Raw genomic sequence first — 25,600 nt, forward strand, 5'->3', positions numbered from 1 at the left:
CCTCGACCAGCACCGCTGAGCCCCCACTCGCTACGTCACTGCTCAGCGAGAGTGAGCACTGACGTAGCGACTCCAAGTCACGCCCTCCAGGAGCACACCCTTCCTCCCGCTACGTCACTGCTCAGCGAGAGTGAGCACTGACGTAGCGACTCCAAGTCACGCCCTGCAGGAGCACACCCTTCCTCCCGCTACGTCACTGCTCAGCGAGCAGTGAGCACTGACGTAGCCACGCAGGACACACCCCCAGGAGCACACCCCTCCACCCGCTACGTCACTGCTCAGCGAGAGTGAGCAGTGACGTAGCGGGCGTGGGCGTGCCGTCGGTCGGTCCGGGCGAGTCAGCGACGCAGGCGCAGGCCGCGGGGGGTCATGTGGAACCCCGCGGTCGACAGCGCCTCGACGAGCGGGTGACCCGAGCCGAGGACCGAGGCGCCGTCGGCCTTCTCGACGGTGAGCCGCCCGAGGGCCCCCTCGCGGACCGCGAGCGCCAGGGCGTCCGCGGCCGGCTGCAGCCGGGCGGGGTCCTCGGACCAGCAGAGCATCGTCTTGCCGCCGCGCTCGACGTAGAGCACGAGCGCACCGTCGACGAGGACGACGAGAGCGCCCGCCTTCCGGCCCGGCTGGTGGCCCTTGCGTCGCGAGGGGCCTTCGGCGGCCTCCTCGGTGGCGTCCGTGACGCCGCGCTCGGGCCAGCCGATGGCGGCACCGTAGGGGTTGGCGGGGTCGCTCGCGGCGAGGACGAGCGCCGGCACGACCGACGCGTCGGGGCGGCGCCCGCGACCCGGCGCGGCGGGCGGCGGCGTCACCGGCACGGCCCACTCGTCGCCCTCCCCCGGGTCGACGCGACCGGCGGACGACCCGGCACGAGCCGGCTCCCCACCCGGCAACCGCGACAGCGACCGCAGCCGGTCGACGGCGCCGGTGGAGGCGAACTGCGACGCACCGAGGCCCTCGACGAAGTAGCCGCGGCGCACCTTGCCGGCCTCCTCGGCGGCGGCCAGTACCCGGTAGACGGCGGCGAACCCACCCGGCACGTCCTCGCTGACGACCGAGCCCCGGGTCAGCACGCCGTACCGGTCGAGGAGCAGCTCCGCGGCCGTGACGGCGCGCACCGTGGGGTCGGTCTCGGCGACGGGCAGCAGCGTCCAGCGGCCGACGCCGGTCGGTGGGCCGGAACCCTGCGCCCGGCCGGCCTGCAGCGCGCGCCCGGCGGCCGCGGTCTCGGCAGCCTCGACCTGCGCCGGCGTCGAGGCCGCGAGCGCCCCCCGCAGCGAGCCGAACCGGCCGAGCGAGCCACGACGCGACGTGTACCGCGCCGACCGCGGGGCCGACGACGTGCGTCGGTGCGCGGTTCGGCCACCGGAGAGCAGGGCCCGCAACGGCGCGACGGTGTCGTTGGTGACGCGCCCGGACCACACGAGGGACCACAGGGCCTCCACAACCTCGGTGTCGTCGAGCTCGAGCCGCTGGGCGAGCGGACGGAAGAAGTACGCGCCCCCGCCGTCGAGGGCCGCGAGGACGGCGCGCTCGGCGTCGGTCAGGTCTGCACCGACGGGGTCGTCGGGCGGGGCCAGGGTCAGGTGCGCGCTGTCGGCGAGGTGGAGGCTGACCCAGCCGTCGTCACCCGGCAGCGAGCCGTGACCACGCCACACCACCTCGCCCGAGCTCATGACCTCGTCGAGCAGCGACGGCCGGTAGTCGGCCACCCGCGCCGGCAGGACGAGCGACTCGAGCGCGCTCGCGGGCACGACCGCACCCGTCAGCTGCTCGACCGCCCGCAGCAGGCCCTCGCGACCGCGCTGGCCGCCGCCGACGCCCTGCCACTGCGGCACGAACCGCGCGAGGTCGGCCTGGTCGACCGGCTCGACCTCGTGCCGCAGGGCCGCGAGCGACCGGCGCCGCAGGAGGCGCAGCACCTCGGCGTCGCAGAACTCGGGGCCGCGGCCACCGCCGTTCTCGGTCGGCAGCAGCTCGCCCTCGACGACCCGCCCGGCCGACACGAGCCGACGCAGCGCGTCGTGGACGACGGCCGGGCCCAGACCCCACCACGAGGCCACGGTGTGGACGGTGAACGGCCCGTGCGTGCGGGCGAACCGGGCCACGAGATCGGCCAGGGGGTCGGGGACCGGCTCGAGGAAGGCGTGCGGGACACCGACGGGCAGGGCCGTGCCGAGCGCGTCGCGCAGCCGGGCGGCGTCCTCGACGGCGGCCCAGCGGTCCTCGCCGGCGACACGGACCGCGATGACGCGTCGGGAGGACTCCAGCTCGGCGAGCGCCGACTCGACCGCCGCCGGGCCGAACCCCTCGGCGGCCCGCGTCACGACGTCGCGCGTCGACAGGGGGCCGAGGACGCGCAGGAGGTCGGCGACGTCCTCGGCGTCGCGGACAGCGCGCTCGGGCGTGAGCCGCTGGAGCTCGGCCTCGGTGCGGGCGACCGCCTCGGGGTCGAGCAGGTCGCGCAGCGCCAGCGCCTCGCCCTGGCCGAGCAGCTCGGACAGCAGCGAGGGGTCGAGCGCGAGCGCGGCCGCGCGACGCTCGGCGAGGGGCGAGTCACCCTCGTAGAGGTACTGCGCGACGTACCCGAAGACGAGCGACTTGGCGAACGGGCTCGGCTGCCGCGACTCGACGTCGACGACGGTGACGGCGCGCGAGCGGATCTCGCCCATGAGCTCGACGAGACCGGGGACGTCGAAGACGTCCTGGACGCACTCACGGACGGCCTCGAGGACGATGGGGAACGTCGGGTACTGGCTGGCGACCTCGAGCAGCTGGGCCGCCCGCTGCCGCTGCTGCCACAGCGGCTGGCGCCGGTCGGGGCGTCGACGCGGCAGCAGCAGCGCGCGCGCCGCGCACTCACGGAAGCGGGAGGCGAACAGGGCCGACCCGCCGATCTCCTGCGTGACCAGCTCGCTCACCTCCTCCGGCTCGAGGGTGACCAGCTCGACGAGCTGCTGACCGACCGACGCGCTGCCGCCCGCACCGGCGTCGTCGAACTCGAGGTCGGGCAGCCGGAAGACGATGCCGTCGTCACCGTGCATGGCCTGCACGTCGATGCCGAAACGTTCGCGCATCCGCGCCGCGACGCACAGCGCCCACGGCGCGTGCACCTGACCGCCGAAGGGCGAGAGCACCGCGACGCGCCAGTCGCCGATCTCGTCGCGGAACCGCTCGACGACGATGGTGCGGTCGTCGGGGACGTGGCGCGTGGCCTCCTTCTGCTCGCCGAGGTAGCCGAGGAGGTTGTCGGCGGCCCACTCGTCGAGGCCGGCCTCCCGGACCCGGGCCCGGGCACGCTCGGGCGACAGGCCGACGATCTCGCGGATGAACGACCCCACGGCCCGGCCGAGCTCGGCGGGCCGGCCCTGCTGGTCGCCCTTCCAGAACGGGAGGCGACCGGCCTGGCCCGGAGCGGGGGTGACGAGGACGCGGTCGTGGGTGATGTCCTCGATGCGCCACGTCGACGTGCCGAGGGTGAAGACGTCACCGACGCGGGACTCGTAGACCATCTCCTCGTCGAGCTCGCCGACCCGGCGGCCCGGCCCCTCACCGGAGGCGAGGAACACGGCGTACAGGCCGCGGTCCGGGATGGTGCCGCCGCTCGTGACGGCGAGGCGCTGTGCGCCGCGGCGCCCGGTGAGGGTGTCGGTGACGCGGTCCCACACGATGCGCGGCCGCAGCTCGGCGAACTCGTCGGACGGGTACCGGCCGGCGAGCATGTCGAGGGTCGCCTCGAGGACCGTCCGCGGCAGCGCGGCGAAGCTCGCGGTGCGTCGCACGAGACCCTCGAGGTCGCCGACGGTCCAGTCGTCCATGGCGCACATCGCGACGACGTGCTGGGCGAGGACGTCGACGGGGTTGGCCGGTACGCGCAGCGACTCGATGTCGCCCGAGCGCATCCGTTCGACGACGACGGCGGTCTGCACGAGGTCTCCCCGGAACTTCGGGAAGAGCACGCCCTGGCTCACGGCACCCACCTGGTGGCCGGCACGCCCGACGCGTTGCAGACCGCTCGCGACCGACGGCGGCGACTCGACCTGCACGACGAGGTCCACGGCGCCCATGTCGATGCCGAGCTCGAGGCTGCTCGTGGCGACGACGGCGGGCAGCCGACCGGCCTTGAGGTCCTCCTCGATGGCGGCGCGATGCTCCTTGCTCACGGACCCGTGGTGCGCGCGGGCCAGCACCGCGGGCGCGCCGCGCGAGGCCCCGGACTGCGCCATGATCTGCGCGGGTGGGTGCTTCGCGGCCGCGACGCCCGTGGCCACCGCGCCCAGGGCCGCGCCGGGCCCCGGCAGGCTCTCCTCCTCGGCGAGCCGCTCCTCCCAGATCTCGTTGAGCCGGGAGGTCAGCCGCTCGGCGAGGCGACGCGAGTTGGCGAAGACGAGCGTCGAGCGGTGGTCGGCGATGAGGTCGACGATGCGTTCCTCGACGTGCGGCCAGATGCTCGCCTGCGGGGCGTTGCCCGCTGCGGGGCCGGACAGGTCGGGGACGCCCGGGGAGATCTCGGCCGTCGCTGCGGACAGCTCGGCCATGTCGGGCACGGGCACGACGACGTCGAGGTCCCACTGCTTCGTCGAGGCCGGCTGCACGATGTCGACCGGACGCCCACCGGCGAGGTAGCGCGCGACCTCCTCGACCGGCCGGACCGTGGCCGACAGCCCGACGCGCTGGGCCGGCCTGGGCAGGACGGCGTCGAGGCGCTCGAGGCTCAGCGCGAGGTGGGCACCGCGCTTGGTTCCGGCGACGGCGTGGACCTCGTCGACGATGACGGTCTCGATGCCCCTGAGTGCCTCGCGGACCGACGAGGTGAGCATGAGGAACAGCGACTCGGGTGTCGTGATGAGGATGTCGCTCGGTGTCCGCGCGAAGGCGCGCCGCTCGTTCGCGGGGGTGTCGCCGGAGCGCACGCTGACCCCGATGTCGGGGACCGGAAGGCCCAGCCGGGTGGCCGCGTGCCCGATGCCGACGAGCGGCGCGCGGAGGTTGCGTTCGACGTCGACGGCCAGCGCCTTCATCGGCGACACATAGAGGACGCGGCACCGCTCGAGCCGCTCCTCGGGCACCGGCTCGCTCGCCATCCGGTCGATGGCCCAGAGGAAGGCCGAGAGCGTCTTGCCCGAGCCGGTCGGGGCGACGACGACGCAGTGACGTCCGGACGAGATGGCCTCCCAGGCGCCGGTCTGGGCGGTGGTGGGCGCACTGAAGCTGCTCCGGAACCACTCCGCGGTGGCTGGGGAGAAGCGGTCGAGCACGTCACCCATCACCGACCACCCTGCCATGCGCCGGGGACAGTGCCCGGGGCGTCACCGCGCCGGTGCTCAGAAGGGCGGCAGCTCGCCCTCGCCGGGGGTGACCCGCAGGTCGACCTCGTCGATGCGGACGTCGTTGATGCTCGCCTCCCGCCGACGCATGTACCCCAGGTCGTCGAACTCCCACAGCTCGTTGCCGTACGAGCGCCACCACCGGCCCTCGGGGTCGCGGGACTCGTACTGGAACCGCACGGCGATCCGGTTGCCCTCGAAGGCCCAGAGGTTCTTGCGCAGCCGGTAGTCCAGCTCCCGGGCCCACTTGCGCCGCAGGAACTCGGTGACCTCGGCGCGCCCGACGAGGTGCTCGTCACGGTTGCGCCACACGGTGTCCTCGCTGTAGGCGCCGGCGACCCGGTCGGGGTCGCGCGTGTTCCAGGCGTCCTCGGCGGCCTGCACCTTCTGGCGGGCGGTGTCCTCCGTGAACGGCGGCAGCGGCGGTCGGGGGTCCATGTCGGCTCCTTCCACGAGGGTCTCAGCGTCGCACCTCGCGGTGCGTGCCGTCGACGCGGCGGGTCCACCCCCGGGCGTCGAGGTGCTCGAGCAGCGGGACGACGGTGCGGCGCGTCGAGGCGAGCGCGACCCGCGCCTCGCTCGTCGTGAACGGCTGCGGCAGGCCGGCGAGGACCCGCATGGCCCGGGCCGGCGCGATCGGCTGGAGGTAGACGTCGTCGGGCACCCCGGTCAGGCGCAGCAGCCGGCCGGCTCGCACGGCCGCGGCCACCTCGCGGCCCCCGAGGCCGGCCGCGTCGAGCTCCTTCTGCTCGGGGGCCGCGAACGGCTCGTGGGCGAGCCGCGCCTCGATGCGGCGCAGGCCCTCCTCGGCCCGGTCCCCCAGCTCGGCGGTGCGGCCCGGCAGGCCGACCCGGCCGTCGTGGACGTCGAGCCCGACGGAGCCCGCGAGCTCGGGGACGAGGGTGCGGTCCGGGGCGCCGGACGCCGCGCGCGCGGCCTCGAGGGTGAGCGTCGGGTCGAGCGGGTCGGCGTCGGCCCGGGCGACCGCAGCGGCGTGCAACCGCCGCCCCCACTGCTGCCACGCCGCGTCGGCGACGAGCCACCGCCCCCGGCGCGCCACGCCGTCGGCGTCCGACCCATCCTCGGGCACCGGGAGCCCGAGGGCTGCCGCGTCGGAGGTGGCCATCGCCTCGCGCCGCGCGACCTCGGCGGCGAGGTCCGGGGTGCCGCTCATGCCGGCGACGGCCTCGGCGCGCCGGACCGCGGCACCGCGGCGGCGCAGCGGCGGCGGGTCGGCGTCGACGACGAGCGCCCCGACGACGTGCCGCGACCCGGGGTCGCGCAGGACGAGCCGGTCCCCCGCCGTGAGGGCGAGCGGCGCCGGGAGGGTGAGGCGGACGGCGTCGCCGCCGAGCGGTCGCGTGCGCACCTGCACGGCGAGCGAGCCGACGTGGAGCATGAGGTTCGCGGGGATGCGTCCGGGTCCGGAGCGGACGGCGTCGCCACGCTCGAGGCGCACGTCGACCGAGTCCGTCGTCCGCCACGCGTGCGGCGTCACGAGGGCGTCCCCGCGGCCCACCTGGTCGGCCCCGACCCCACGGAGGTTGACGGCGGCCCGGCTCACCGGGCCGACGGCGTCGGCGGGCTGCTCCTGGCTCTGCAGCCCGCGCACGGTGACGCGGGTGTGGGCTCCGTCGGCGCGCTGCACGAGCAGCTCGTCGCCGACGCGGACCGTCCCGGCGCCGAGCGTGCCGGTGACCACCGTCCCGGCGCCCCGCACCGTGAAGGACCGGTCGACCCAGAGGCGCAGACGGGCCCCGGTGTCCGGTGCGGGCAGCGACGCGACGAGCCGGTCGAGGGCGGCCCGCACGTCGTCGAGCCCCTCGCCGGTCCGGGCCGACACGGCGACCGCCTCGCAGCCGGCGAGCGAGGTCGCCCGCACCCGCTCGAGGGCGTCGGCACGAGCCGGCCCCGGGTCGGCGAGGTCGGCGCGCGTGACGACGACGAGCCCGTGCCGCAGCCCGAGCGCGTCGACGGCGGCGAGGTGCTCGGCCGACTGCCGCCGCCACCCCTCGTCCGCGGCGACGACGAGGACGACGGCCGGGGCCGGGCCCAGACCGGCCAGCATGTTGCCGACGAAGTGCTCGTGACCGGGGACGTCGACGAAGGCGACGGACGCCCCGGACGGCAGGGTCGTCCACGCATAGCCGAGGTCGATCGTCAGGCCGCGGCGCCGTTCCTCGGCCCAGCGGTCCGGCTCGATGCCGGTGAGGGCGCGCACCAGCGTCGACTTGCCGTGGTCGACGTGGCCGGCGGTGGCGACGACGTGCACGCCCTCACCGTACCCAGCGGACGGTCCGCGTCAGTGGCGACGCAGCCTGTCCCGCCCGGACGCCGCCGTGGCGCCGGTGGCGCCGGTCGTGCCGGTGGTGCCGGTACCGTCGGCAGCTGCCGGCCGGCGGTCGTGGCGGGGCGGCCGGGTCACGAGCGGCAGGACCAGCGCGACGAGGGTGATGATGCCGATGACGCTGAACCCGAGCGTGTAGGCCTTCTCGCTGCCGATGAGCGAGGCGATGAGGAGCGGTCCGACGACCCCGCCGATGCTCCAGCCGATGAGCATGAGGCCGTAGATCGCCCCGACGTTGCGCACCCCGAAGAACCGCCCCGCCGTCGAGGGCATGGTGCCGAACGCGCCGCCGTAGCAGAGATACACGAGCGCGGCGAGGACGGCGAACAGCGCCTTGTTCGACGCGTGCGGGATGAGCAGCAGGCACACGGCCTGGATCCCGAGGATGCCGAGGAACGCCGGCATCTTGCCGACGAGGTCGGACAGCCAGCCCCAGAAGATGCGGCCTCCGCCGTTGAAGAGCCCCAGCACGCCGACGAGCGCGGCAGCCGCCGCGGTCGAGTAGCCCGCGACGTCGCTGGCCGTGCCGGCGGCCACGGCGATGAGCGAGATGCCGGCCGTCACGCTCATCGTGAGGATGCCGGTGAGCAGGTACCACTGCGGGGTGTGCATCGCCTCGCTCGGCGTGAAGTCGCGGGACGCCGTGCCCGTGCCCGTGCCCGTGTCGCGCGCCCGGGCCGTGGTGGCGGACTCCGACGCGATGTCGGGCACGGCTGCCGGGTTGCGGAACACCGACGTGCACACGAGGAGGATGACGAGGTACCCGATGCCGAGCCAGAGGAAGGCCTTCGTGGGGACGCTCGGCGTGTGGTCGATCAGGGCCTGCCCGACGGGGGCGGTGACGACCGCCCCGAACCCGAACCCCGCGACCGCGAGGCCGGTGATGAGGCCCGGTTTGTCCGGGAACCACTTCTGCAGCATGGCGATCGGCACGATGTAGACCATCCCGAGGCCGAACCCGCCGATGACGCCGTACCCGAGGACGACCAGCCAGAAGGCGTCCGGCGACTGGGCGAAGGAGGCGAGGATGACGCCGACGGCGTAGATGACCCCTCCGGTCATCGCGACGACGCGCGGCCCGCGGGCGTCCTGGAGCCGGCCGCCGACGTAGCTGCCGATGAAGATCATCCCGATGACGACGCTGAACGGCACGGCGGCCTTCGACTTCGACCATCCGAACGCGGCGTCGCTCTGCATCGCCTTGGCGAAGACGCTCCACGCGTAGACGGAGCCGATGGCCAGCTGCACGAGGACGGCACAGACGAGGATGACCCAGCGGTTGGCGCCTCGGGTCCTCGTCACCGGATCGCTGTCGGTCCTGCTCACGGCATCCCCCTTCCGGTCCTCCGGCGGCGCCTCCCTGCGTCGTCGGTGCGCGTCTAGCGCGCCGTGGTGATCGCGTCGTCGACGACGCCGGCGGCGCGGCGGCGTTCGAGACGCTCGCGTTGGTGCTCGACCGTGTACTTCGGGTCGATCGCGGAGGCCATACCCGCCTCGAAGACGCCGAACCGAGTGCACGCCGATCCGGCCATCAGGGCCAAACCGCTCAGGGCGGCACCGACGCGGGTCCGGCCGACGGTGACGGCACCGACGGCGCCGGCGACGGTCAGCACCGTGCTGGCCCGGAGCAGACGGGCGGCCCTGCCGGTGTGCAGCGGCTCGGCGAGCATCGGCCCGAGCTCGTGCTGCATCCGCTCGAAGGCGAGCGTCTCGACGAGGGCGCTGAGGGCGGCCAGCCGCCGGGCGGGACCGTTCTGCCGGGCCGGCACGGTGAGCAGGGCCAGGCCCGACGCGGCGGCGTTCGCCGAGCTGACGAAGACGAACGGCAGCTCGCGGTAGGACTCGTGCCAGGTCGGGGTGGCGGTGTCGGCGAGGAGCACCGCGGTGTAGGCCGCGAGCGGCGGCGCGAAGAGCGCGGAGCCGGCGGTGGCCGGCCCGTCGGCGACCGCGAGCACCCGGGAGACGCGGGCGACCGCGGTGCCGGACCGCCCTGTGCCGGAAGGACGCTCGAGCAGCGCCTGACCCAGCTCGGTGGCGAGGGCCAGGCCGGAGAAGCCCCCGAAGGCGGTAAGGATCCACGAGCCGACCGACATCGGCGAGGTGAGCTTGACGGTGCGCAGCATGTTGAGGCCGCGGCTCGGCTTGCCGAGGTCCTTGGCGAGCGCCGCACCGCCGAGGGCCGCGGCTGCGACCGCACCGATGCGGCCCGCCCGGCGCAGCGCCGGGTAGCCGAGCACCTTGCCGCCGGCCCCGAGCAGCGCCGACCCGCCGGCGACGCCGCCGAGGAACAGGTACGCGGCGACCTCCTTCTCCCACGGCGCGGGCTTGACGACGTGCCGGCCGTAGTAGCTGTCGAACCGGACGTCCGGGACCATGAGCGACTCGTCGCGGCGCCGGCGACCACCGTCGTGCCCGGCGGCGTCACGGGCGTTGCCGTGGGTCGCCGGGTCACGCCGGCGCTCGCGCTCGGGCGGGCGGTCGGCGTCGAAGGGGTTGGTCGTCATCGCTTCCTCCCGACGAACGCGGCCGCGGCCATGCCGAGCATCGCCAGCCCCGCGTACCCGGCCTTGCGGAACATGTCGGGCAGGTCGGCCGTGGTGACCCGCGGGTCCGGCGGCAGCCCGTAGACCTCGGGCTCGTCGAGCAGGAGGAACACCGACCCGGTGCCGCCGACCCCGTCGTTCCCGTCGGTGCCGTAGAGCCGCGCCTCGGTGTAGCCGAGGCCGTGCAGCTCGGCGACGCGGGCCCGTGCGGTGGCGCGCATGTCGTCGAGGTCGCCGAACTTGATCGAGGTCGTCGGGCAGGCCTGGGCGCACGCGGGTGTCTGCCCCGCCCCGAGGCGGTCGTAGCACAGCGTGCACTTCTGGGCGATGCCGACGTTCTTGACCTCGCCGTTGTGGGCCGGGTCGGCACCTGCCGAGCCGATGCTGATGCCGTGCGAGCGGCGTCCGCCCTCGTGGCCCTCGTCGCCCCGGCGCCGTTCGATGACCCCGAACGGGCAGGCGGCCACGCAGTACCCGCACCCGTTGCACACGTCGTCCTGCACGACGACGGTGCCGAACTCGGTGCGGAACAGCGACCCCGTCGGGCACACGTCGAGGCACGCCGCGTGGGTGCAGTGCTTGCACACGTCCGACGCCATGAGCCACCGGACGTCCGGCACGGCGGTGTCGGTGGGCCCCGGCCCGGCGGCGGCGCCGGACCGCACGTCGCCGGGCGCCTCCAGCGTCGCGGTGGCGGTGCCCCCGCCACCGGTCGGGGCCGGCTCGTCCCCGGTGCGCAGGGTCGGCATCCCGAGCTGGACGAGGCGTCGCCCCGACTCGCGGGCCTGCTCGATGCGCTCGCTCGTCTGCTCGACGAACGCGACGTGGCGCCAGGTGCTGGCCCCGAGCGCGCCGGTGTTGTCGTAGGACTGGTTGAGCAGGTCGAGGCCGTCCTCGGGGATGGCGTTCCACTCCTTGCACGCGACCTCGCAGGCCTTGCAGCCGATGCAGATCGAGGTGTCGGTGAAGAACCCCTTGCGCGGCTCCGGGCGGTCCCACGCGGCGTCGCTCGCGGGGTCGGTCGGCCCCGACAGCTGGTTGCGCCAGAAACCCATGCCTCAGCCCTCCTTCGGCTCGGGGACGGACCCCGGGTGCCCGGTGCGCAGCTCGTTGCCCGTCATGACGGTCGAGCCGGCGCGCGACTGGTACTCGGCGACGAGGCGCAGCAGCGCCTCCCCGGTCGGACGCCGCCCCGGCACGATGTCGCACGAGCCGGCCTTGCTCTCCTGGATCTGCACGTTCGGGTCGAGGGCGACACCGAGCAGGTCGTTGGCGGCGTCACCGCTGACGACGGCGTCGCTGCCGACGCCCCAGTGGTACGGCAGCCCGACCTGGTGGACGGTGCGGCCGCGGATGACGAGCGGCGTCATGCGCTCGGTGACCAGGACCCGCGCCTCGATCGCGGTGCGGGCCGACACGATCGTGGCCCAGCCGCCGGGCTCGAGCCCGCGCTCCCTCGCGAGCTCGGGCGAGACCTCGCAGAAGAACTCCGGCTGCAGCTCGGACAGGTACGGCAGCCACCGGCTCATGCCGCCCGCGGTGTGGTGCTCGGTGAGCCGGTAGGTCGTGAAGACGTACGGGTACACGTCGGACCCCGGCTCGCCCGCGGACGGGCTCCACAGGTTGTCCTTGCGGGGGAAGACCCGGCGGGCCGGGTTGGACTGCTGCGTGTAGAGCGGGTTGCGGACCGGCGACTCCTGCGGCTCGTAGTGCGTGGGCAGCGGACCGTCGAGCATGCCCTTGGGCGTGAAGAGCCAGCCCTTGCCGTCGGCCTGCATGATGAACGGGTCGTCGCCGGCGAGGCCGTCGGGGCCGCCGGTGCCCGGCTCGGGGCGGAACGTCGGCGCCTTGGTCGGCGGGAAGTCCGGCACGTCGTGCCCGGTCCACTTCCCGGCGTCGGCGTCCCACCACACGTACTTCTTGCGCTCGCTCCACGGGTTGCCCTCGGGGTCGGCCGAGGCGCGGTTGTAGAGGATGCGGCGGTTGGCCGGCCAGGCCCAGCCCCAGTCGAGGGCGGTGAGGTCCTGCTCGCGACCGGGTCGGCGGTTGGCGGCCTGGTTCTTGCCGTCTGCGTAGACGCCGGTGTAGATCCAGCAGCCGCCGTCGGTCGAGCCGTCGGCCTTCATCTCGGTGTACGACGACAGCGGCTGTCCGGCCTTGTCGCCCGTGAGGTGGCGGCCGTTGACCTCGGCGAGCACGGCCTCGGCGTCGATCTCGCCGTCGGCGTCGAGCGGGTAGTCCCACGTCAGGTCGAGCAGCGGCCGGTCGCGCGGGTCGGTCGAGTCGGCGAGGATCTCGCGGATGCGCCGGCCGAGCTCGTAGAAGAACTCCAGCTCGCTCTGCGCCTCACCGGGCGGCGCCACCGCCTTGTGGTGCCACTGGAGCATCCGCTGGGTCTGCGTGAACGAGCCGGACTTCTCGGTGTGGGCCGCCGCGGGCAGGAAGAACACCTCGGTCCGGATGTCCTCAGGACGCATCTCGCCCGTCGCGATCTCCGGGCCGTCCTTCCAGAACGTGGCCGACTCGATCATCGCGAAGTCGCGCACGACGAGCCACTTGAGGTGCGACATCGCCTGGCGCTGCATGCGGCCGTGGGCCGAGCCGACGGCCGGGTTCTGGCCGAGGAGGAAGTAGCCCTCGACCTGGTCCTCGAGCATCGCCATCGTCGTCTGGTACGTGCCGTGCGCGCCCGAGAGCCGGGGCAGGTAGTCGAAGCACCAGTCGTTCTCGGCGGTCGCGGCCTTGCCCCACCACGCCTTGAGCAGGCTGACGGCGTAGGTGTCGGCGTTGGCCCAGAAGCCCTTCTGGGACTTGCTGCCGATGGCGCCCACGTAGTCCTCCCACGTGTCGTGGAGGCCGACGACCGGCATCGCGAGGTAGCCGGGGAGGATGTTGTAGAGCGTCGGGATGTCGGTCGATCCCTGGATGCTGGCGTGGCCGCGCAGCGCCATGATGCCGCCGCCCGGACGGCCCATGTTGCCGAGCAGCAGCTGGATGATGGCCGCGGTGCGGATGAACTGGGCGCCGAGCGTGTGCTGGGTCCAGCCGACGGCGTAGACGAACGCCGTGGTGCGGTCGCGGCCGCTGTTCTCGGTGACGGCCTTGGCCAGGTAGGCGAAGTCGTCGACGCTGACGCCGCACGTGTCGGCGACCATCTCCGGGGTGTAGCGGGCGTAGTGCTTCTTGAGGATCTGGAAGACGCACCGCGGGTCCTGCAGCGACTCGTCGCGCAGCACGCTCGCGTGCTCGAGCGCCGGTCCGCCGGAGCCGTGCTCGTCACCGGCCGCGCGCTCGGACTTGCTGTGGCCGTGCTCGTGCCCGCCGCCGCCGCTCTCGTGAGCGGCGGCCGGGCCGCCGATGGTGCCCGGCGACCCGTCCTCGTCGTCCGAGCCCGCCGCGTAGGCCCACGTGCTCGGCTCGTACGAGCCCTTCTCCTCGTCGTAGCCGGAGAAGAGGCCGTCGAGGTCCTCGGTGTCCCGGAACGTCTCGCTGACGAGCGTCGCGGCGTTCGTGTACGCGACGACGTACTCCTTGAAGTACAGCTCGCGCGTCAGGATGTGGTTGATGAGCGCGCCGAGCAGCACGACGTCGCTGCCGGCCCGGATCGGGATGTGCTTGTCGGCCGTCGCCGACGTGCGGGTGAACCGCGGGTCGACGTGGATGACCTTCGCGCCCTTGAGACGGGCCTCGGTCACCCACTGGTAGGCGACCGGGTGGCACTCGGCCATGTTCGAGCCCTGGATGACGATGCAGTCCGAGTTGGACAGGTCCTGCACGTACTGCGTCGCGCCGCCGCGTCCGAACGAGGACCCCAGACTGGGGACCGTGGAGGAGTGTCAAATACGGGCCTGGTTCTCGATCTGGATGGCGCCCGCCGCGGTGAACAGCTTCTTGATGAGGTAGTTCTCCTCGTTGTCGAGCGTCGCGCCGCCGAGCGAGGCGATGCCCATGGTGCGCCGGAGCGGACGGCCGTGCTCGTCGGCGTCCTGCCAGCCGGCACGCCGGCTCTCGACGAAGCGCTGGGCGATCATCTCCACGGCGGTGGCCCGCGGCATCCGCTCCCAGTCGGTGCCGCCGGGCCGCCGGTAGAGCACGTGCCGCTGGCGACCCGGGTTGTTGACGAGCTGCTCGCTCGCGGAGCCCTTGGGGCACAGTCGGCCGCGCGACACCGGCGAGTCGGGGTCGCCCTCGATCTGCACGACCTTCTCGTCCTTGACGTACACCTTCTGGCCGCAGCCGACGGCGCAGTACGGGCAGACGCTCTGCACGACGCGGTCGGCCGTCGCCGTGCGCGGCGCCAGCGACCGGGTGCGCTCGGACGTCACGGCCGGGCCGCGTCCGAGGAAGTCTCCCGAGCGGACCTGCCGGACCACCGGCCACGACAGGAACGTCTTCTTCGCCTCCATGAGCGTCACCTTCCTCGGCGCAGGGGACTCCGGTCGAGCCTCACGTCGTCTCGTGCTCTCCGTTCCCACCGGGGCGGGACCCGTAACCACCCTAGGCTCGATTCGGCCGGCGGGGTGACCGGTGGCATGCTCGCCGGGTGACGACGAACCTCGAGGCGCGCATCCCGGCCGACGCGGATGCCGACGCGCTCTACGACGCGTTCGTCGAGTGGGCCGCGGAGCAGGGGCTGGCGCTCTACCCGCACCAGGAGGAGGCCTTCCTCGAGGTGCTCTCGGGCGCCAACGTCGTCCTCGCGACTCCGACCGGGTCCGGCAAGTCCCTCGTCGCGGCGGCCGCGCACTTCACCGCCCTCGCCGAGGACCGCGTCTCCTTCTACACGGCGCCGATCAAGGCGCTCGTCTCGGAGAAGTTCTTCGCGCTGTGCGAGCAGTTCGGCGCCGACAACGTCGGCATGATCACCGGTGACGCCACGGTCAACGGCGACGCCCCGATCATCTGCTGCACGGCCGAGGTCCTCGCCAACGTCGCGCTGCGCGAGGGCGCCGCCGCCGACATCGGCCTCGTCGTCATGGACGAGTTCCACTTCTACTCCGAGCCCGACCGCGGCTGGGCCTGGCAGGTGCCGATCCTCGAGCTGCCGCAGGCGCAGTTCGTCCTCATGTCGGCGACCCTCGGCGACGTCACGATGTTCCGCGACGACCTCACCCGACGCACGGGCCGGGCCACCGCGGTCATCACCGGCACCGAGCGTCCGGTGCCGCTCGAGTTCTCCTACGCCACGACGCCGATCCACGAGACGATCGAGCAGCTGCTCGAGCAGGACCGGGCCCCGGTCTACGTCGTCCACTTCACCCAGGCGGCCGCCCTCGAGCGGGCCCAGAGCCTCGTCGCCCTCAAGATGACGACCCGCGAGGAGCGGGACGCCATCGCCGAGCGCATCGGCGGCTTCCGCTTCGGCTCCGGTTTCGGACGGACCCTGTCGCGCCTCGTCCGCCACGGCGTCGGCGTCCACCACGCCGGGATGCTGCCGAAGTACCGCCGGCTCGTCGAGCAGCTGGCCCAGGACGGCCTGCTCAAGGTCATCTGCGGCACCGACACCCTCGGCGTCGGCATCAACGTGCCGATCCGCACGGTGCTGCTGACCGGCCTGACGAAGTTCGACGGCACGAAGCAGCGCCTGCTCAAGGCGCGCGAGTTCCACCAGATCGTCGGACGCGCCGGGCGGGCCGGGTTCGACGCGCGGGGCTGGGTCGTCGCCCAGGCGCCGGAGCACGTCATCGAGAACCTCCGGGCCGTCGAGAAGGCGGGCGACGACCCGAAGAAACAGCGGAAGGTCCAGCGCAAGAAGGCGCCGGACGGCTTCGTCGGCTGGTCGGAGGAGACCTTCGAGCGGCTCATCACGAGCGAGCCGGAGCCGCTCCAGCCGCGGCTGCGCGTGTCGCACTCGATGCTCGTCAACCTGCTGGCCCGAGAGGGAAACCCGGTGGCCCACGCGGTTCGCCTGCTGTCGGACAACCACCACGAGGAGAAGGACCAGCGGCGCCTGCAGCGGCACGCGCTCGTCCTCGCGCGCGAGCTGCTCACGTCCGGCGTCGTCGAGCGGCTCCCCGCGGCCGACGCGTCGGGACGCCGGCACGCCCTGACCATCGACCTGCAGCGCGACTTCGCCCTCAACCAGCCGCTCGCACCGTTCGCCCTCGCCGTCATGGAGACCCTCGACCGGGAGTCCGACACGTACGCGCGCGACATCGTCAGCGTCGTCGAGGCGATCCTCGAGGACCCGCGGCAGGTGCTGTGGGCCCAGGAGTACAAGGCGCGCGGCGAGGCGGTGGCCGCGATGAAGCTCGACGGCGTCGAGTACGAGGAGCGCATGGAGCGGCTCGAGGAGGTCACCTGGCCCAAGCCGCTCGCCGACCTGCTCGAGGTGACGCTCACCGCGTACCGCCGGAGCCACCCGTGGATCTCCCCCGACGCACTGTCCCCGAAGTCGGTCGTGCGCGAGATGTACGAGCGCGGCATGACGTTCACCGAGTTCGTCTCGTACTACGGCCTGTCGAGGTCCGAGGGACTCGTCCTGCGCTACCTCACCGACGCGTACCGGGCGCTGCGGCGCACCGTTCCCGAGGCCTACCGCGACGACGAGCTCGACGACGTCGTCGAGTGGCTCGGTGAGCTGGTGCGCCAGACCGACTCGAGCCTGCTCGACGAGTGGGAGGACCTCGTCAACCCGGCCGACGGCGCCGCGCCGGGGCGGCCGTCCGGGGAGGTCGCCCCACCGGCCCGACCACTGACCGCGAACGAGCGGGCCTTCACGGTCATGCTCCGCAACGCCATGTTCCACCGCGTCGAGCTCGCCGCCCGCGACGCGTGGGAGCAGCTCGGCGAGCTCGAGGCCCGGGTCGCCGAGCTGACCGACCCGCCGCGTCCGGTGGTCATGGACGCCGACGCGTGGAACGAGGCGCTCGGTGCCTACTACGACGAGCACGACGCCGTCGCGACCGACCAGCAGGCCCGCTCCCCCGCGCTGCTCCAGGTCGAGAAGGTGCCGGGTGAGTGGCGGCTGCGGCAGGTCGTCGTCGACCCCGACGGCGACCGCGACTGGGGCATCCGGGCCGTCGTCGACCTCGCCGCCAGCGACGAGGCCGGATCCGCGGTCCTCACCGTCACGGGCTTCGAGCGCCTCGGCGGCTGAGCGTCGAGGCGCGACGGCGCGTGCCTAGGGTGGTCGGCATGAGTGGTCCCCAGTCCGACCCGACCTCGGTACCCGGCCTCGCCGCCGTGCGGGTCGACCCGCTGCCTGATGCCGAGGGCGTCCTCGCGCGGCCGCACGACGGCGGCAACGGCACCGGGGTGCTCGTCCTGTCCGGTTCGAGCGGACGCGTCGAGGCGCCGCGGGCCCGCCTGCTCGCCGCGGCGGGCGTGTCCGCAGCCTTGACCTACCAGTGGTTCGGTGCACCGGGGACCCCCGACACGATCTGGGAGTACCCCCTCGAGGCGTTCGCTCCGGCCATCGACCGGCTCGCCGCCGACGGCGACCGCGTCGTGCTCCTCGGGACGTCGAAGACGGCCGAGGCGTTCCTGCTCCTTGCCACCGAGGACCCGCGCGTCGACGCCGTCGTCGCGGTCGCGCCCAGCCACGTCGCGTGGGCCAACGTCGGCCCGGGGCCCGACGGCGAGCTGCGCCCGCAGCACGCGTCGTGGAGCCGTGGGGGCGCGCCGCTGCCGTTCGTTCCGTACGACGACGAGGCCGACATCTCCGGCGACCCGCCCGAGTACGTCGGCCTGTACCGCCGGAGCCTGGCCGTCGCGCCGGCCGACACCCTTGCGGCAGCGACGATCCCGGTGGAGCGGTTCTTCGGCGACGTCCTGCTCGTCGCCGGTGGGGACGACCGACTGTGGCCCTCGCTCGACGCCGCGCGCGCCATCGAGGCGCGCCGCACCGCGTACGACCTGCCCACCACGGTCGTCAGCCACCCCGACGCCGGGCACCGCGTCGTGCTGCCCGGCGAGCCGGTCGCCACCGGCGGCCTGCAGCTGGCCCGCGGTGGTACCGAGGAGGCCGACCGGGCGCTCGGACGCCTCGTCTGGCCGGAGCTGCTCCGGGTGCTCGCAGTGTCGCCCTGAGACCCACCTCCGCGCCCACGGACCGGCGTCCTCGCCGCGTCCGCGGGGAGCCGGGGCCGGGTATGTTCGCCGATGCCCGCTCCGCTCCGCTCGACCGACAGGATGGCTCCGATGGACGTGACCGACGTCAAGCTCGCCGCAACCCGGGCCGGGGACCACCCGGTGCTCGAGAGCGCTGCACGCGTGGGCTACGCCGTCAGCGGGGTGTTCCACGTCGTCATCGGTGTCATCGCCCTCAAGCTCGCCCTCTCCGGCGCGGGCCGGCCGGACCAGTCGGGGGCCCTCAGGGCGCTGGCCGACAACCCCGTCGGAACGGTCGTCCTGTGGGTCGCCGTCCTCGGCTGGCTCGGCCTCGCGCTCTGGCAGGTGACGGAGGCGCTGACCCGCGGCGGGGCCGGCGACCGGGTCAAGGCGGTCTCCAAGACCGTCGTGTACCTCGCCCTGTCGGTGACCGCCTTCAGCTACGCGAGGGGCCACCAGGGCAGGAACAGCACGTCGCAGACCCGGGACCTCACGGCCACCCTCATGTCCAAGCCGGCCGGGCAGTGGCTCGTGGGGATCGTCGGCCTCGTCGTCATCGGCGTCGGGGTCTACCACGTCTACAAGGGCTGGAAGCGCCGGTTCCTCACCGACCTCCAGTCGCACCCGGGCCCGTGGGTCGAGAAGGCGGGCCGCTTCGGGTACATCGCCAAGGGCGTCGCCCTCGCCATCGTCGGCGGACTCTTCGTGCTCGCCGCGGTCCGCCACCGCCCGAGCGAGGCCACCGGCCTCGACGGGGCGCTCCACAGCCTGCTCGGCGCCCCGGGCGGTCCGGTGATGCTGACGCTCGTCGCGCTCGGCCTCATCGCCTTCGGCATCTACTCCTTCGGGCGCGCGAGGCGGGCCCGAGTCTGACGCGTCAGCGGGTGGCCGTCGCCGTCCGCCCCGGGGCCCACGCGTCCGGCGCGTCGGCGGCGCCGACGTCGCGCCGCAGCCAGAGCCAGGCGAGCACGAAGCAGACGAGCCCGTTGGCCAGGCCGACGAGGACGTCCGTCAGGTGGTGCATGCCGCGGTAGAGGCGGGCGTAGCCGACGAGGACCGGCACGACGAGGCACACGACCGTCACGAGGCGGCGCAGCCACGGGGTCTCGATGCGCTGGGCCATCGCCGCGAAGGTCACGTAGAGCGCGGTGGACGCGCCGACGTGTCCGCTCGGGTAGCTCGACGTCGGCGGTGCCGGGTCGAGGTGCGCGACCTCCGGACGGTCGCGGTCGGTGATCATCGTCGCCGCGACGAAGACGCTGGCCTGGGCGGCGATGGCGATGGCCGGGACGGCCGCGTACCACCACTGCCCGGTGCGCCACCACACGAGAAGCGCGACGAGGATGCAGACGCCGATGACGTACTCGGTGTTGCCGATGTGCGACCACACCAGGGTCACGGCGTCCCACGCGCTCGTCCGGGTGCCCTGGATCGCGCGGTTGACCGCAGTCTCGGACCGGAGACCGCCGAGCGGCCCCTCGATGAAGAAGCCGATGCCGGTGATGACGGCGAACAGGACGATCGCCGGGCCGAGGACGCGCAGCGCCAGGTCGCGCAGCGCGGGCCCGACGGCCGGTCGGGTCCGGTCCAGCTCGTATCGGTGCAGCTCGTATCGGTGCAGCTCGTATCGGTGCAGCGTCGACCGGTTCACCGGGTGCCTTTCGACTCAGGACCCGTCCTGCCCTCCGGGGGCGGCGGGTCGTCAGGGGTGCGGGGGTTCCATCCGAGGTAGCCGAGGTAGGAGGCGCCGACCAGCCCCGTCCCGAAGAGCAGGCCGGCGACGACGTCGGACGGGAAGTGCACGCCGAGGAAGACGCGGTCGGCCATGGTCACGAGGACGGCCACCGCCCCGACGGTGACCACCACCCGGCGCGTCCGCGGCGACACGACGGGCCACACGAGCAGGACGAGCGCGGTGGCGATCGCGGCCGCGTTCGCGGCATGGCCCGAGGGGAAGCTGTAGCCGGGCGCGTGCGAGACGGCGTCGGTGACCACCGGGCGGGTCCGACGGACGACCTCCTTGAGGACGAGCTGGAGGTTCCAGGCCACCATCATCGTGACGAACGCCCAGATGGCGCGGCTGCGCAGGCCGTGCCGGCGCCACACCCAGATGCACAGGCCGGTGGCCGCGATATAGGGCCACCTCGGCTGCGTGGCCTCCTGCCAGGCGACGAGGAAGGTCTTGAACGCCGGGTGCGCGCGGGTCAGGTCGGTGGCGGCGCGGATCGAGGCCTCGTCGATGCGGATGACCGGCACGAACTTCTCACGGGCGATGAAGGCCAGCGCCGTCACGGGCACGGCGAAGGCCAGGCCGAACACGACGGCCCGGCGCAGCCGGCGCCATCGGCCCGGTGGGGGTGGGACCGCCTCGCCCTCGCGCCGTTCGCGGGCCTCGACGCCCGGGGGAGCCTCAGCCACCGCGCACCACCAGCGCTCCCGGGAGCGCCCGCGCCGTCATCGCGCGGTGCGGTCCGACCGGGTCGCCGTCGATCTCGGCCTCCACGGCGCGACGCGCGAGGACGGTGAGGTCGGGGGCCACGAGCCGGTCGAGCCTCCGGCGCCCGGCGCGGTGGCGGGTCGCGACGTCGACGAGGACCGAGGCCCACCCGAAGGCTCCCTGGGGCGCGAGCACGACGGCATCGAGGACGCCGTCGTCCACGACGGCCTCCGGCATGAGCTCGACGCCGCCCTGAAGGGTGCCGCAGTTGCCGATGATGACGGCCTGCGCGTGCCGCACGACCGACTCCTCGGGGGCGCCGACGACCCCCTCCCCACCCCTGGCCCGCACCTCGACGGGGAAGCCGCGACCCGAGAGCTTCCGGGTGGCGGCGAGCACGTAGGCGACCCAGCCGACCGCCTCCTTCACCGTCTCGTCGGTGTCGGCCATGATCTCGCCGTCGAGGCCGAGCCCGGCCATGACGAGGAAGACCTCCTCGTCGTCCGCGACCCCGGCGGGGCTGTCCTTCGTCGCCCGGCTCGACTCGGGCTCGGGGAGGGCGTCGGCCAGGCGCACCGCGCCGACGTCGATGCGCCGGTCCCGGCCCTCGACGAGCGCCCGCGCCGCCTCCTCGAGGCTGCCGACGGGGACCCCGAGGTTGCGCGCGAGCAGGTTGCCGGTGCCGCCGGGGAGCAGGCCGAGGGCGACGTCCGTCCCGACGAGCGCCGAGGCGACGGCGCGGACCGTGCCGTCGCCGCCGAGGGAGGCCACGACGTCCGCTCCCGCCTCCACGGCATCGCGGGCCTGGCGCTCGCCGGTCTCCTCCGCCGTGGTCTCGACCCACTGCGGCTCGGACCAGCCGCCGTCGGCGCAGGCCTTGGCGACGGTCGCCTGCGCGTCCTCGAGGTCGTCGACGCGGAGGGGGTTGTAGACGACGGTGAGGCTGCGCCGAGCGCGGGACTGGTCGGACATGGACGACTCCTCGGACTCGGCTGGCAGGACGGCGGCCTCTCGCTCGACTAGGAGCAGTCATACCCGCGCGCGCGTTTCGGGCATCACGGCCCCAGCCCCCGCGAGTAGCCTCCACGACGTGCCCACCATCCGCCGACGCCTCCTCGTCGCGGCCACCGTCGGTGTCCTCGTCGGGGTCCTCGCGGGGCTCGTGCCCCTCGGCCCGTCCCGCGGGCTGCTCGTCCACCTGCTCGAGGGGTTCGTCGTCGCCGGACTCGTCTTCGCCGTGCCACTGCTCACGCACGTGCTCGGCCACGATGCTCCTTCGACGCGCGAGAAGGTGGCCGGCCGCGACGGCGACGCCGCCTGGTACGACGTGGTCGTCATCGTCGTCGGGCTCGCCAGCCTTTTCGGGGTCGCCGTCCTGCTCATCGCGACGAAGGCGCGCGGGTCCGAGCTCGTCGTCGACGGCGTCCTCGGGGTGCTCGCCGTCGGCGTCGGCTGGCTGTGCGTGCACACCGTCTACGTGCTGCGCTACGCGCGCCTCTACTACGCGAGCCCCGAGGGCGGCCGCCCGCCCATCGACTTCAACATGGACGCCGACCCGGCGTTCAGCGACTTCGCCTACTTCTCCTTCAACCTCGGCATGGCCTACCAGGTCTCGGACACCGCGGTGCGCTCCTCGCAGGTGCGACGCGTCGTCCTCGGGCACACGCTCCTGGCCTACCTCTACGGCACGATCGTCATCGCCTCGACGATCAACCTCGTCGTCGGCATCGGCGGCCAGTCCTAGGGCCGGCGGCCAGTCCCGGGACCGGCGTCAGGCAGCGCTGAGGCGGGCCTTCTCGTCGCGCACCCACATCGAGACCAGCCCACCGAAGTGGGCCATGAACTGGTCGCGCTCGTGGGCCGGGTAGGTCGTGACGACCGTCGCCCGCAGGAGCGAGTCGAACGCGTCGGACTGCACCCAGTCGAGGACGGCGGCATCCAGGTGCGACAGGTGCTCGTCGCACCAGGCCCAGTACGCGTCGGTCTCGAAGTACTCGTCGGCGAGGGCGAGGTAGGCGTCGAGCTTGTCCTCGTCGGACAGGTCGTCGCGGTCGGCCACGTCGAAGTAGCGGTGCATCTCGAGGTCGACGCGGCCGCGGCGTCCGGTGACGAGGCAGTACGCCGACCAGCGCACGAGCGCCTTGATGGCCCACGGGAAGTAGTAGTGCAGCGACGTGACGGCCACGTCGGGGCAGGCGTTCGCGTAGTCGATCGGGTAGACGTCGTCGCCCTTGACGAGCATCTCGGCGGAGTTGAACTCCCACCCGAACATCGCGTTGACGATCCGGCTGATCGCGGCCGCCTGCCGGCCGGCCGAGGGCGTGAGGAAGTCGTAGGACACGGCGTACCGGTTGTGCATCGGCTGCTCGGGCCGGAAGTCCATGACCATCGTCTCGGGACCGATGGACAGCGCCCGCGCGAAGTGGTCGTACTCGACCGTGGCCTGCAGGTGCATGAGCATCTCGCCCGAGTCGTCGTAGGCCTTGACGAGGCCGGCCTCGTCGTCGATCCGCGAGACGCCGCGCCAGCCGCCGCCGTCGAACGGCTTCATGTACATCGGGTAGCCGAGCCGGTTGGCGATCTTCTTGAGGTCGAAGGGCCGGTTGTACTTGGCGCTCGTGTAGGCCCACCGGACGTTGTCGACGGGGTTCTTGTACGGCACGAGCCAGGTCTCGGGAACCTTGAGCCCCAAGCGCATCAGGGCGCAGTAGGCGCTGTGCTTCTCCATCGACTGGAACGTGAACGGGCTGTTGAGCAGGTAGGTGCCGTCGACGAGGGCGGCCTTCTTGAGCCACTCGCGCGGGTGGTAGTACCAGTGCGCGAGCCGGTCGATGACGAGCTCGGTGCGCACCGGCTGGCGCAGGTCGAACGGCTCGATGGTGAGGCGCTCGCTCGTCAGCTGGTGAATGACGCCGTCGGCCGTCGTGATCGGGCCGACCCGCTCGAGGAGAGCCTCGAACGCTGCGGGCCAGTCCTCCTCGGCTCCCAGCAGCAGTCCGATCAGGTGGTTGCGGGTCTGCGTCATCTGCCTCTCCCTCTCGACGGGCCGGGTGCTCCCGATCCTTGCAGCAGTGTCAACAGGAACGGGTCGAAGGCGGCCTCCCAGTGGCGCCAGTCGTGCCGGCCCGGCACCTCGGCCAGCGTCACGTCGTGGCCGGTTCGCTCCAGCGTCCGTGCCATGAGGCGGTTGTTGGCGAGGTTTCCCTCCTCCGTGCCACAGGTCAGGACGATCCGCGCGCCGGTGCGCCGCCGTCGCGCCCGGCCCACGGACGCGACGAACGCGGTGACGCGGTCCCAGTGGACGAAGGCCTCCTCGCCGTCGAGCCGCTTGCGGAAGAACGAGCCGGACTGCAGGAACAGGGCACCGAAGGTGCCGGGGTGTCGCCACCCGGCCTGCAGCGACGCCAGGGCGCCGAGGCTGGCCCCCATGAGCACCGGAGCCTTCGGCGTCACCCATCCGGCCAGGACGCGTGAGAGCACGCAGCCGACGAGCGTGTCGGCCCACGCGGGGTTGGCCGCGTAGCGCTCGTCGCGCGGGCCCGGCTCGAGGAGCACGACGCGGTGCGAGCCGATGCGTCCCGCGTCGGTCGCGCGGCGCAGGGCCGACAGCAGGTGCGCCCGGCGCGAGTACTCGGAGCCGTCGTGGGCGACGAGCAGCGGCAGCGAGTCGCCGCGGCGGGTGCCGGTCGGGGTGACGACGGCGAGGTCGAGTCACCGACCGGGGTCCCGCTCACGGTCAGCCTCGTGCGCGCCATGGGCCGACCCTACGGGGGAACGCGACGGGCGGCGGTTCGAGATGACGACCACGACGACGTCCGGGTCAGCGGTCGCGTGCGCGCCCTTCGGCCGGCGACCGGATGGTGGTCGTCATCCGCGACGCCAGCCGGCTGCCTAGGCCTTCCTCGCCTTGGGCGGCAGGGTCGCCACGTGGTCCCGCGCCCGCTCGAGCCAGGCCGACTTCTCGTCGTCGGGCATCGCCGCGGGCAGGGAGCGCCAGCCCTTCATCGGTCGCTCGTCGGGTCCGAACGGGCCGGTGCCGTCCATCGCCTCGAGCTCGGCGAGCGCATCCGGGCCGGGCTTGACGCCGACGTCCTCCCCGAAGAGCCCGGCGTACATGTTGCCGTTGACGAAGGCACCGAGGCTGCCGAACATCGGCTTGACCTCGACGCCGGGACCCTCGGTCACGAGGCCGCGGAAGTGCGCCTTGGCCTCGTCCGTGTGCTTCGGCATCTTCACGCGTCCATCACACCACTCCCGGCGCCGCGCTCGCTCGCAGTCCGGGGCCACCCCGCGCCGTCAGCGGGTCAGGCGGGGTTGGCGGCCGCCCCGTGCTCGAGCACCTCGACGACGGCGCCGCAGAAGTCGGGCAGGTCGTCGGGCTTGCGACTGGTGATGAGGTTGCCGTCGATGACGAGCGACTCGTCCACCCAGTCGCCACCGGCGTTGCGGATGTCCGTCTGCAGGCTCGGCCACGAGGTGAGCCGCCGCCCGGACAGCACGCCGGCCTCCACGAGGGTCCACGGGGCGTGGCAGATCGCGGCGACCGGCTTGCCCGACGCGATGAAGTCACGGGCGAAGGCGACCGCCTCGGGCTGGGTCCGCAGGCTGTCCGGGTTGGCGACGCCGCCGGGCAGCACGAGCGCGTCGTAGTCGTCGACCGACGCGTCGGCCACCGTGACGTCGACGTCCCTCGTGTCGGCCTTGTCGAGGTGGTTGAACATCTGGACCGTGCCGGCCTCGGGGCTGACGACGACCGCCTCGTGGCCGGCGTCGGTCACCGCCTTCCACGGCTCGGTGAGCTCGACCTGCTCGATGCCCTCGCTCGCGACGAGAAAGGCGACCTTCTTGGACACGGGAACCTCCTGGGGTCGGGACGGGTCGTGCGGGACCTGTCGCTCGT

At 73.5% G+C, this 25,600-nt stretch carries 17 protein-coding genes and 1 pseudogene; 4 read left to right on the top strand and 14 right to left on the bottom strand.

Annotated features, from left to right (window positions below; genetic code table 11):
• Nucleotides 1–338: 338 nt before the first annotated feature.
• The 7 genes from ACR9ZK_RS00550 to fdh are packed head-to-tail and all read right to left on the bottom strand — an operon-like array spanning nucleotide 339 to nucleotide 14,617.
• Nucleotides 339–5,261, bottom strand: a complete 4,923-nt coding sequence (locus ACR9ZK_RS00550; RefSeq protein ID WP_481338908.1) for an ATP-dependent helicase — start codon at nucleotides 5,259–5,261, stop codon at nucleotides 339–341.
• Between the two features lie 57 nt (nucleotides 5,262–5,318).
• Nucleotides 5,319–5,759 carry a nuclear transport factor 2 family protein gene (locus ACR9ZK_RS00555; protein WP_481338910.1) on the bottom strand — a complete coding sequence of 147 codons (441 nt, stop codon included), beginning with the start codon at nucleotides 5,757–5,759 and terminating at the stop codon, nucleotides 5,319–5,321.
• Between the two features lie 22 nt (nucleotides 5,760–5,781).
• Entirely contained in the window at nucleotides 5,782–7,593 is a 1,812-nt protein-coding gene (selB, locus tag ACR9ZK_RS00560) for a selenocysteine-specific translation elongation factor (RefSeq protein WP_481338912.1), read from the bottom strand.
• A gap of 30 nt (nucleotides 7,594–7,623) precedes the next feature.
• Entirely contained in the window at nucleotides 7,624–8,994 is a 1,371-nt protein-coding gene (locus ACR9ZK_RS00565) for an L-lactate MFS transporter (protein ID WP_481338914.1), read from the bottom strand.
• A 53-nt stretch (nucleotides 8,995–9,047) separates the two neighbouring features.
• Entirely contained in the window at nucleotides 9,048–10,172 is a 1,125-nt protein-coding gene (gene nrfD / locus ACR9ZK_RS00570; protein WP_481338916.1) for an NrfD/PsrC family molybdoenzyme membrane anchor subunit, read from the bottom strand.
• Nucleotides 10,169–11,266 (bottom strand): 4Fe-4S dicluster domain-containing protein, encoded by a 1,098-nt coding sequence (locus tag ACR9ZK_RS00575; RefSeq protein WP_481338918.1) that lies wholly within the window; start codon nucleotides 11,264–11,266, stop codon nucleotides 10,169–10,171. Before ACR9ZK_RS00575 ends, nrfD begins: the two co-directional genes overlap by 4 nt.
• A gap of 3 nt (nucleotides 11,267–11,269) precedes the next feature.
• Complete coding sequence (gene fdh, locus ACR9ZK_RS00580; RefSeq protein WP_481338920.1) at nucleotides 11,270–14,617, bottom strand: formate dehydrogenase; 3,348 nt, start codon at nucleotides 14,615–14,617, stop codon at nucleotides 11,270–11,272.
• A 137-nt stretch (nucleotides 14,618–14,754) separates the two neighbouring features.
• Between fdh and ACR9ZK_RS00585 the strand changes: the two genes are divergently transcribed.
• The 3 genes from ACR9ZK_RS00585 (at nucleotide 14,755) to ACR9ZK_RS00595 (ending at nucleotide 19,136) form a co-directional block, all read left to right on the top strand.
• Entirely contained in the window at nucleotides 14,755–17,310 is a 2,556-nt protein-coding gene (locus tag ACR9ZK_RS00585; RefSeq protein WP_481338922.1) for a DEAD/DEAH box helicase, read from the top strand.
• Between the two features lie 38 nt (nucleotides 17,311–17,348).
• Nucleotides 17,349–18,242: an acyl-CoA thioester hydrolase/BAAT C-terminal domain-containing protein gene (locus tag ACR9ZK_RS00590; RefSeq protein WP_481338924.1), complete on the top strand. Its 894-nt coding sequence runs from the start codon at nucleotides 17,349–17,351 to the stop codon at nucleotides 18,240–18,242.
• Between the two features lie 111 nt (nucleotides 18,243–18,353).
• Nucleotides 18,354–19,136, top strand: coding sequence for a DUF1206 domain-containing protein (locus tag ACR9ZK_RS00595; RefSeq protein WP_481338926.1), 783 nt, complete (start codon nucleotides 18,354–18,356; stop codon nucleotides 19,134–19,136).
• Between the two features lie 4 nt (nucleotides 19,137–19,140).
• Here the strand turns inward: ACR9ZK_RS00595 and ACR9ZK_RS00600 are convergent, their stop codons facing one another.
• From ACR9ZK_RS00600 to ACR9ZK_RS00610, 3 genes are read right to left on the bottom strand one after another with little or no spacing between them, the layout of a single operon-like run.
• A complete protein-coding gene (locus ACR9ZK_RS00600; RefSeq protein ID WP_481338928.1) occupies nucleotides 19,141–19,914 on the bottom strand; it encodes a phosphatase PAP2 family protein in 774 nt (257 codons plus the stop codon).
• Nucleotides 19,911–20,681: a phosphatase PAP2 family protein gene (locus tag ACR9ZK_RS00605; protein ID WP_481338930.1), complete on the bottom strand. Its 771-nt coding sequence runs from the start codon at nucleotides 20,679–20,681 to the stop codon at nucleotides 19,911–19,913. The genes ACR9ZK_RS00600 and ACR9ZK_RS00605 overlap by 4 nt, the downstream gene beginning before the upstream one ends.
• Nucleotides 20,674–21,672 carry a diacylglycerol/lipid kinase family protein gene (locus ACR9ZK_RS00610; protein WP_481338932.1) on the bottom strand — a complete coding sequence of 333 codons (999 nt, stop codon included), beginning with the start codon at nucleotides 21,670–21,672 and terminating at the stop codon, nucleotides 20,674–20,676. Before ACR9ZK_RS00610 ends, ACR9ZK_RS00605 begins: the two co-directional genes overlap by 8 nt.
• 118 nt (nucleotides 21,673–21,790) lie before the next feature.
• On the opposite strand from ACR9ZK_RS00610, the gene ACR9ZK_RS00615 reads away from it, so the two are divergent.
• On the top strand, nucleotides 21,791–22,444 hold the full coding sequence (locus ACR9ZK_RS00615) for a DUF1345 domain-containing protein (RefSeq protein ID WP_481338934.1): 654 nt from the start codon (nucleotides 21,791–21,793) through the stop codon (nucleotides 22,442–22,444).
• Nucleotides 22,445–22,471: 27 nt separating this feature from the next.
• Here ACR9ZK_RS00615 and ACR9ZK_RS00620 read toward each other — a convergent pair whose 3' ends face one another.
• From ACR9ZK_RS00620 to ACR9ZK_RS00635, 4 genes and pseudogenes are all read right to left on the bottom strand, one after another.
• Nucleotides 22,472–23,725, bottom strand: a complete 1,254-nt coding sequence (locus ACR9ZK_RS00620) for an ATP-grasp domain-containing protein (RefSeq protein WP_481338936.1) — start codon at nucleotides 23,723–23,725, stop codon at nucleotides 22,472–22,474.
• Nucleotides 23,722–24,390 (bottom strand): annotated as a pseudogene (locus tag ACR9ZK_RS00625) (alpha/beta hydrolase); the annotation flags it as partial. The pseudogene ACR9ZK_RS00625 and the gene ACR9ZK_RS00620, both read right to left, overlap by 4 nt.
• A gap of 201 nt (nucleotides 24,391–24,591) precedes the next feature.
• Nucleotides 24,592–24,930, bottom strand: a complete 339-nt coding sequence (locus ACR9ZK_RS00630) for a TfoX/Sxy family protein (RefSeq protein ID WP_481338938.1) — start codon at nucleotides 24,928–24,930, stop codon at nucleotides 24,592–24,594.
• 74 nt (nucleotides 24,931–25,004) lie between these two features.
• The gene (locus ACR9ZK_RS00635; protein ID WP_481338940.1) at nucleotides 25,005–25,553 is read right to left on the bottom strand and encodes a type 1 glutamine amidotransferase domain-containing protein; all 549 of its coding nucleotides are present in this window, start codon (nucleotides 25,551–25,553) and stop codon (nucleotides 25,005–25,007) included.
• Nucleotides 25,554–25,600 lie beyond the last annotated feature (47 nt).

The sequence above is a fragment of the Monashia sp. HAY1-5C genome (assembly GCF_056755255.1).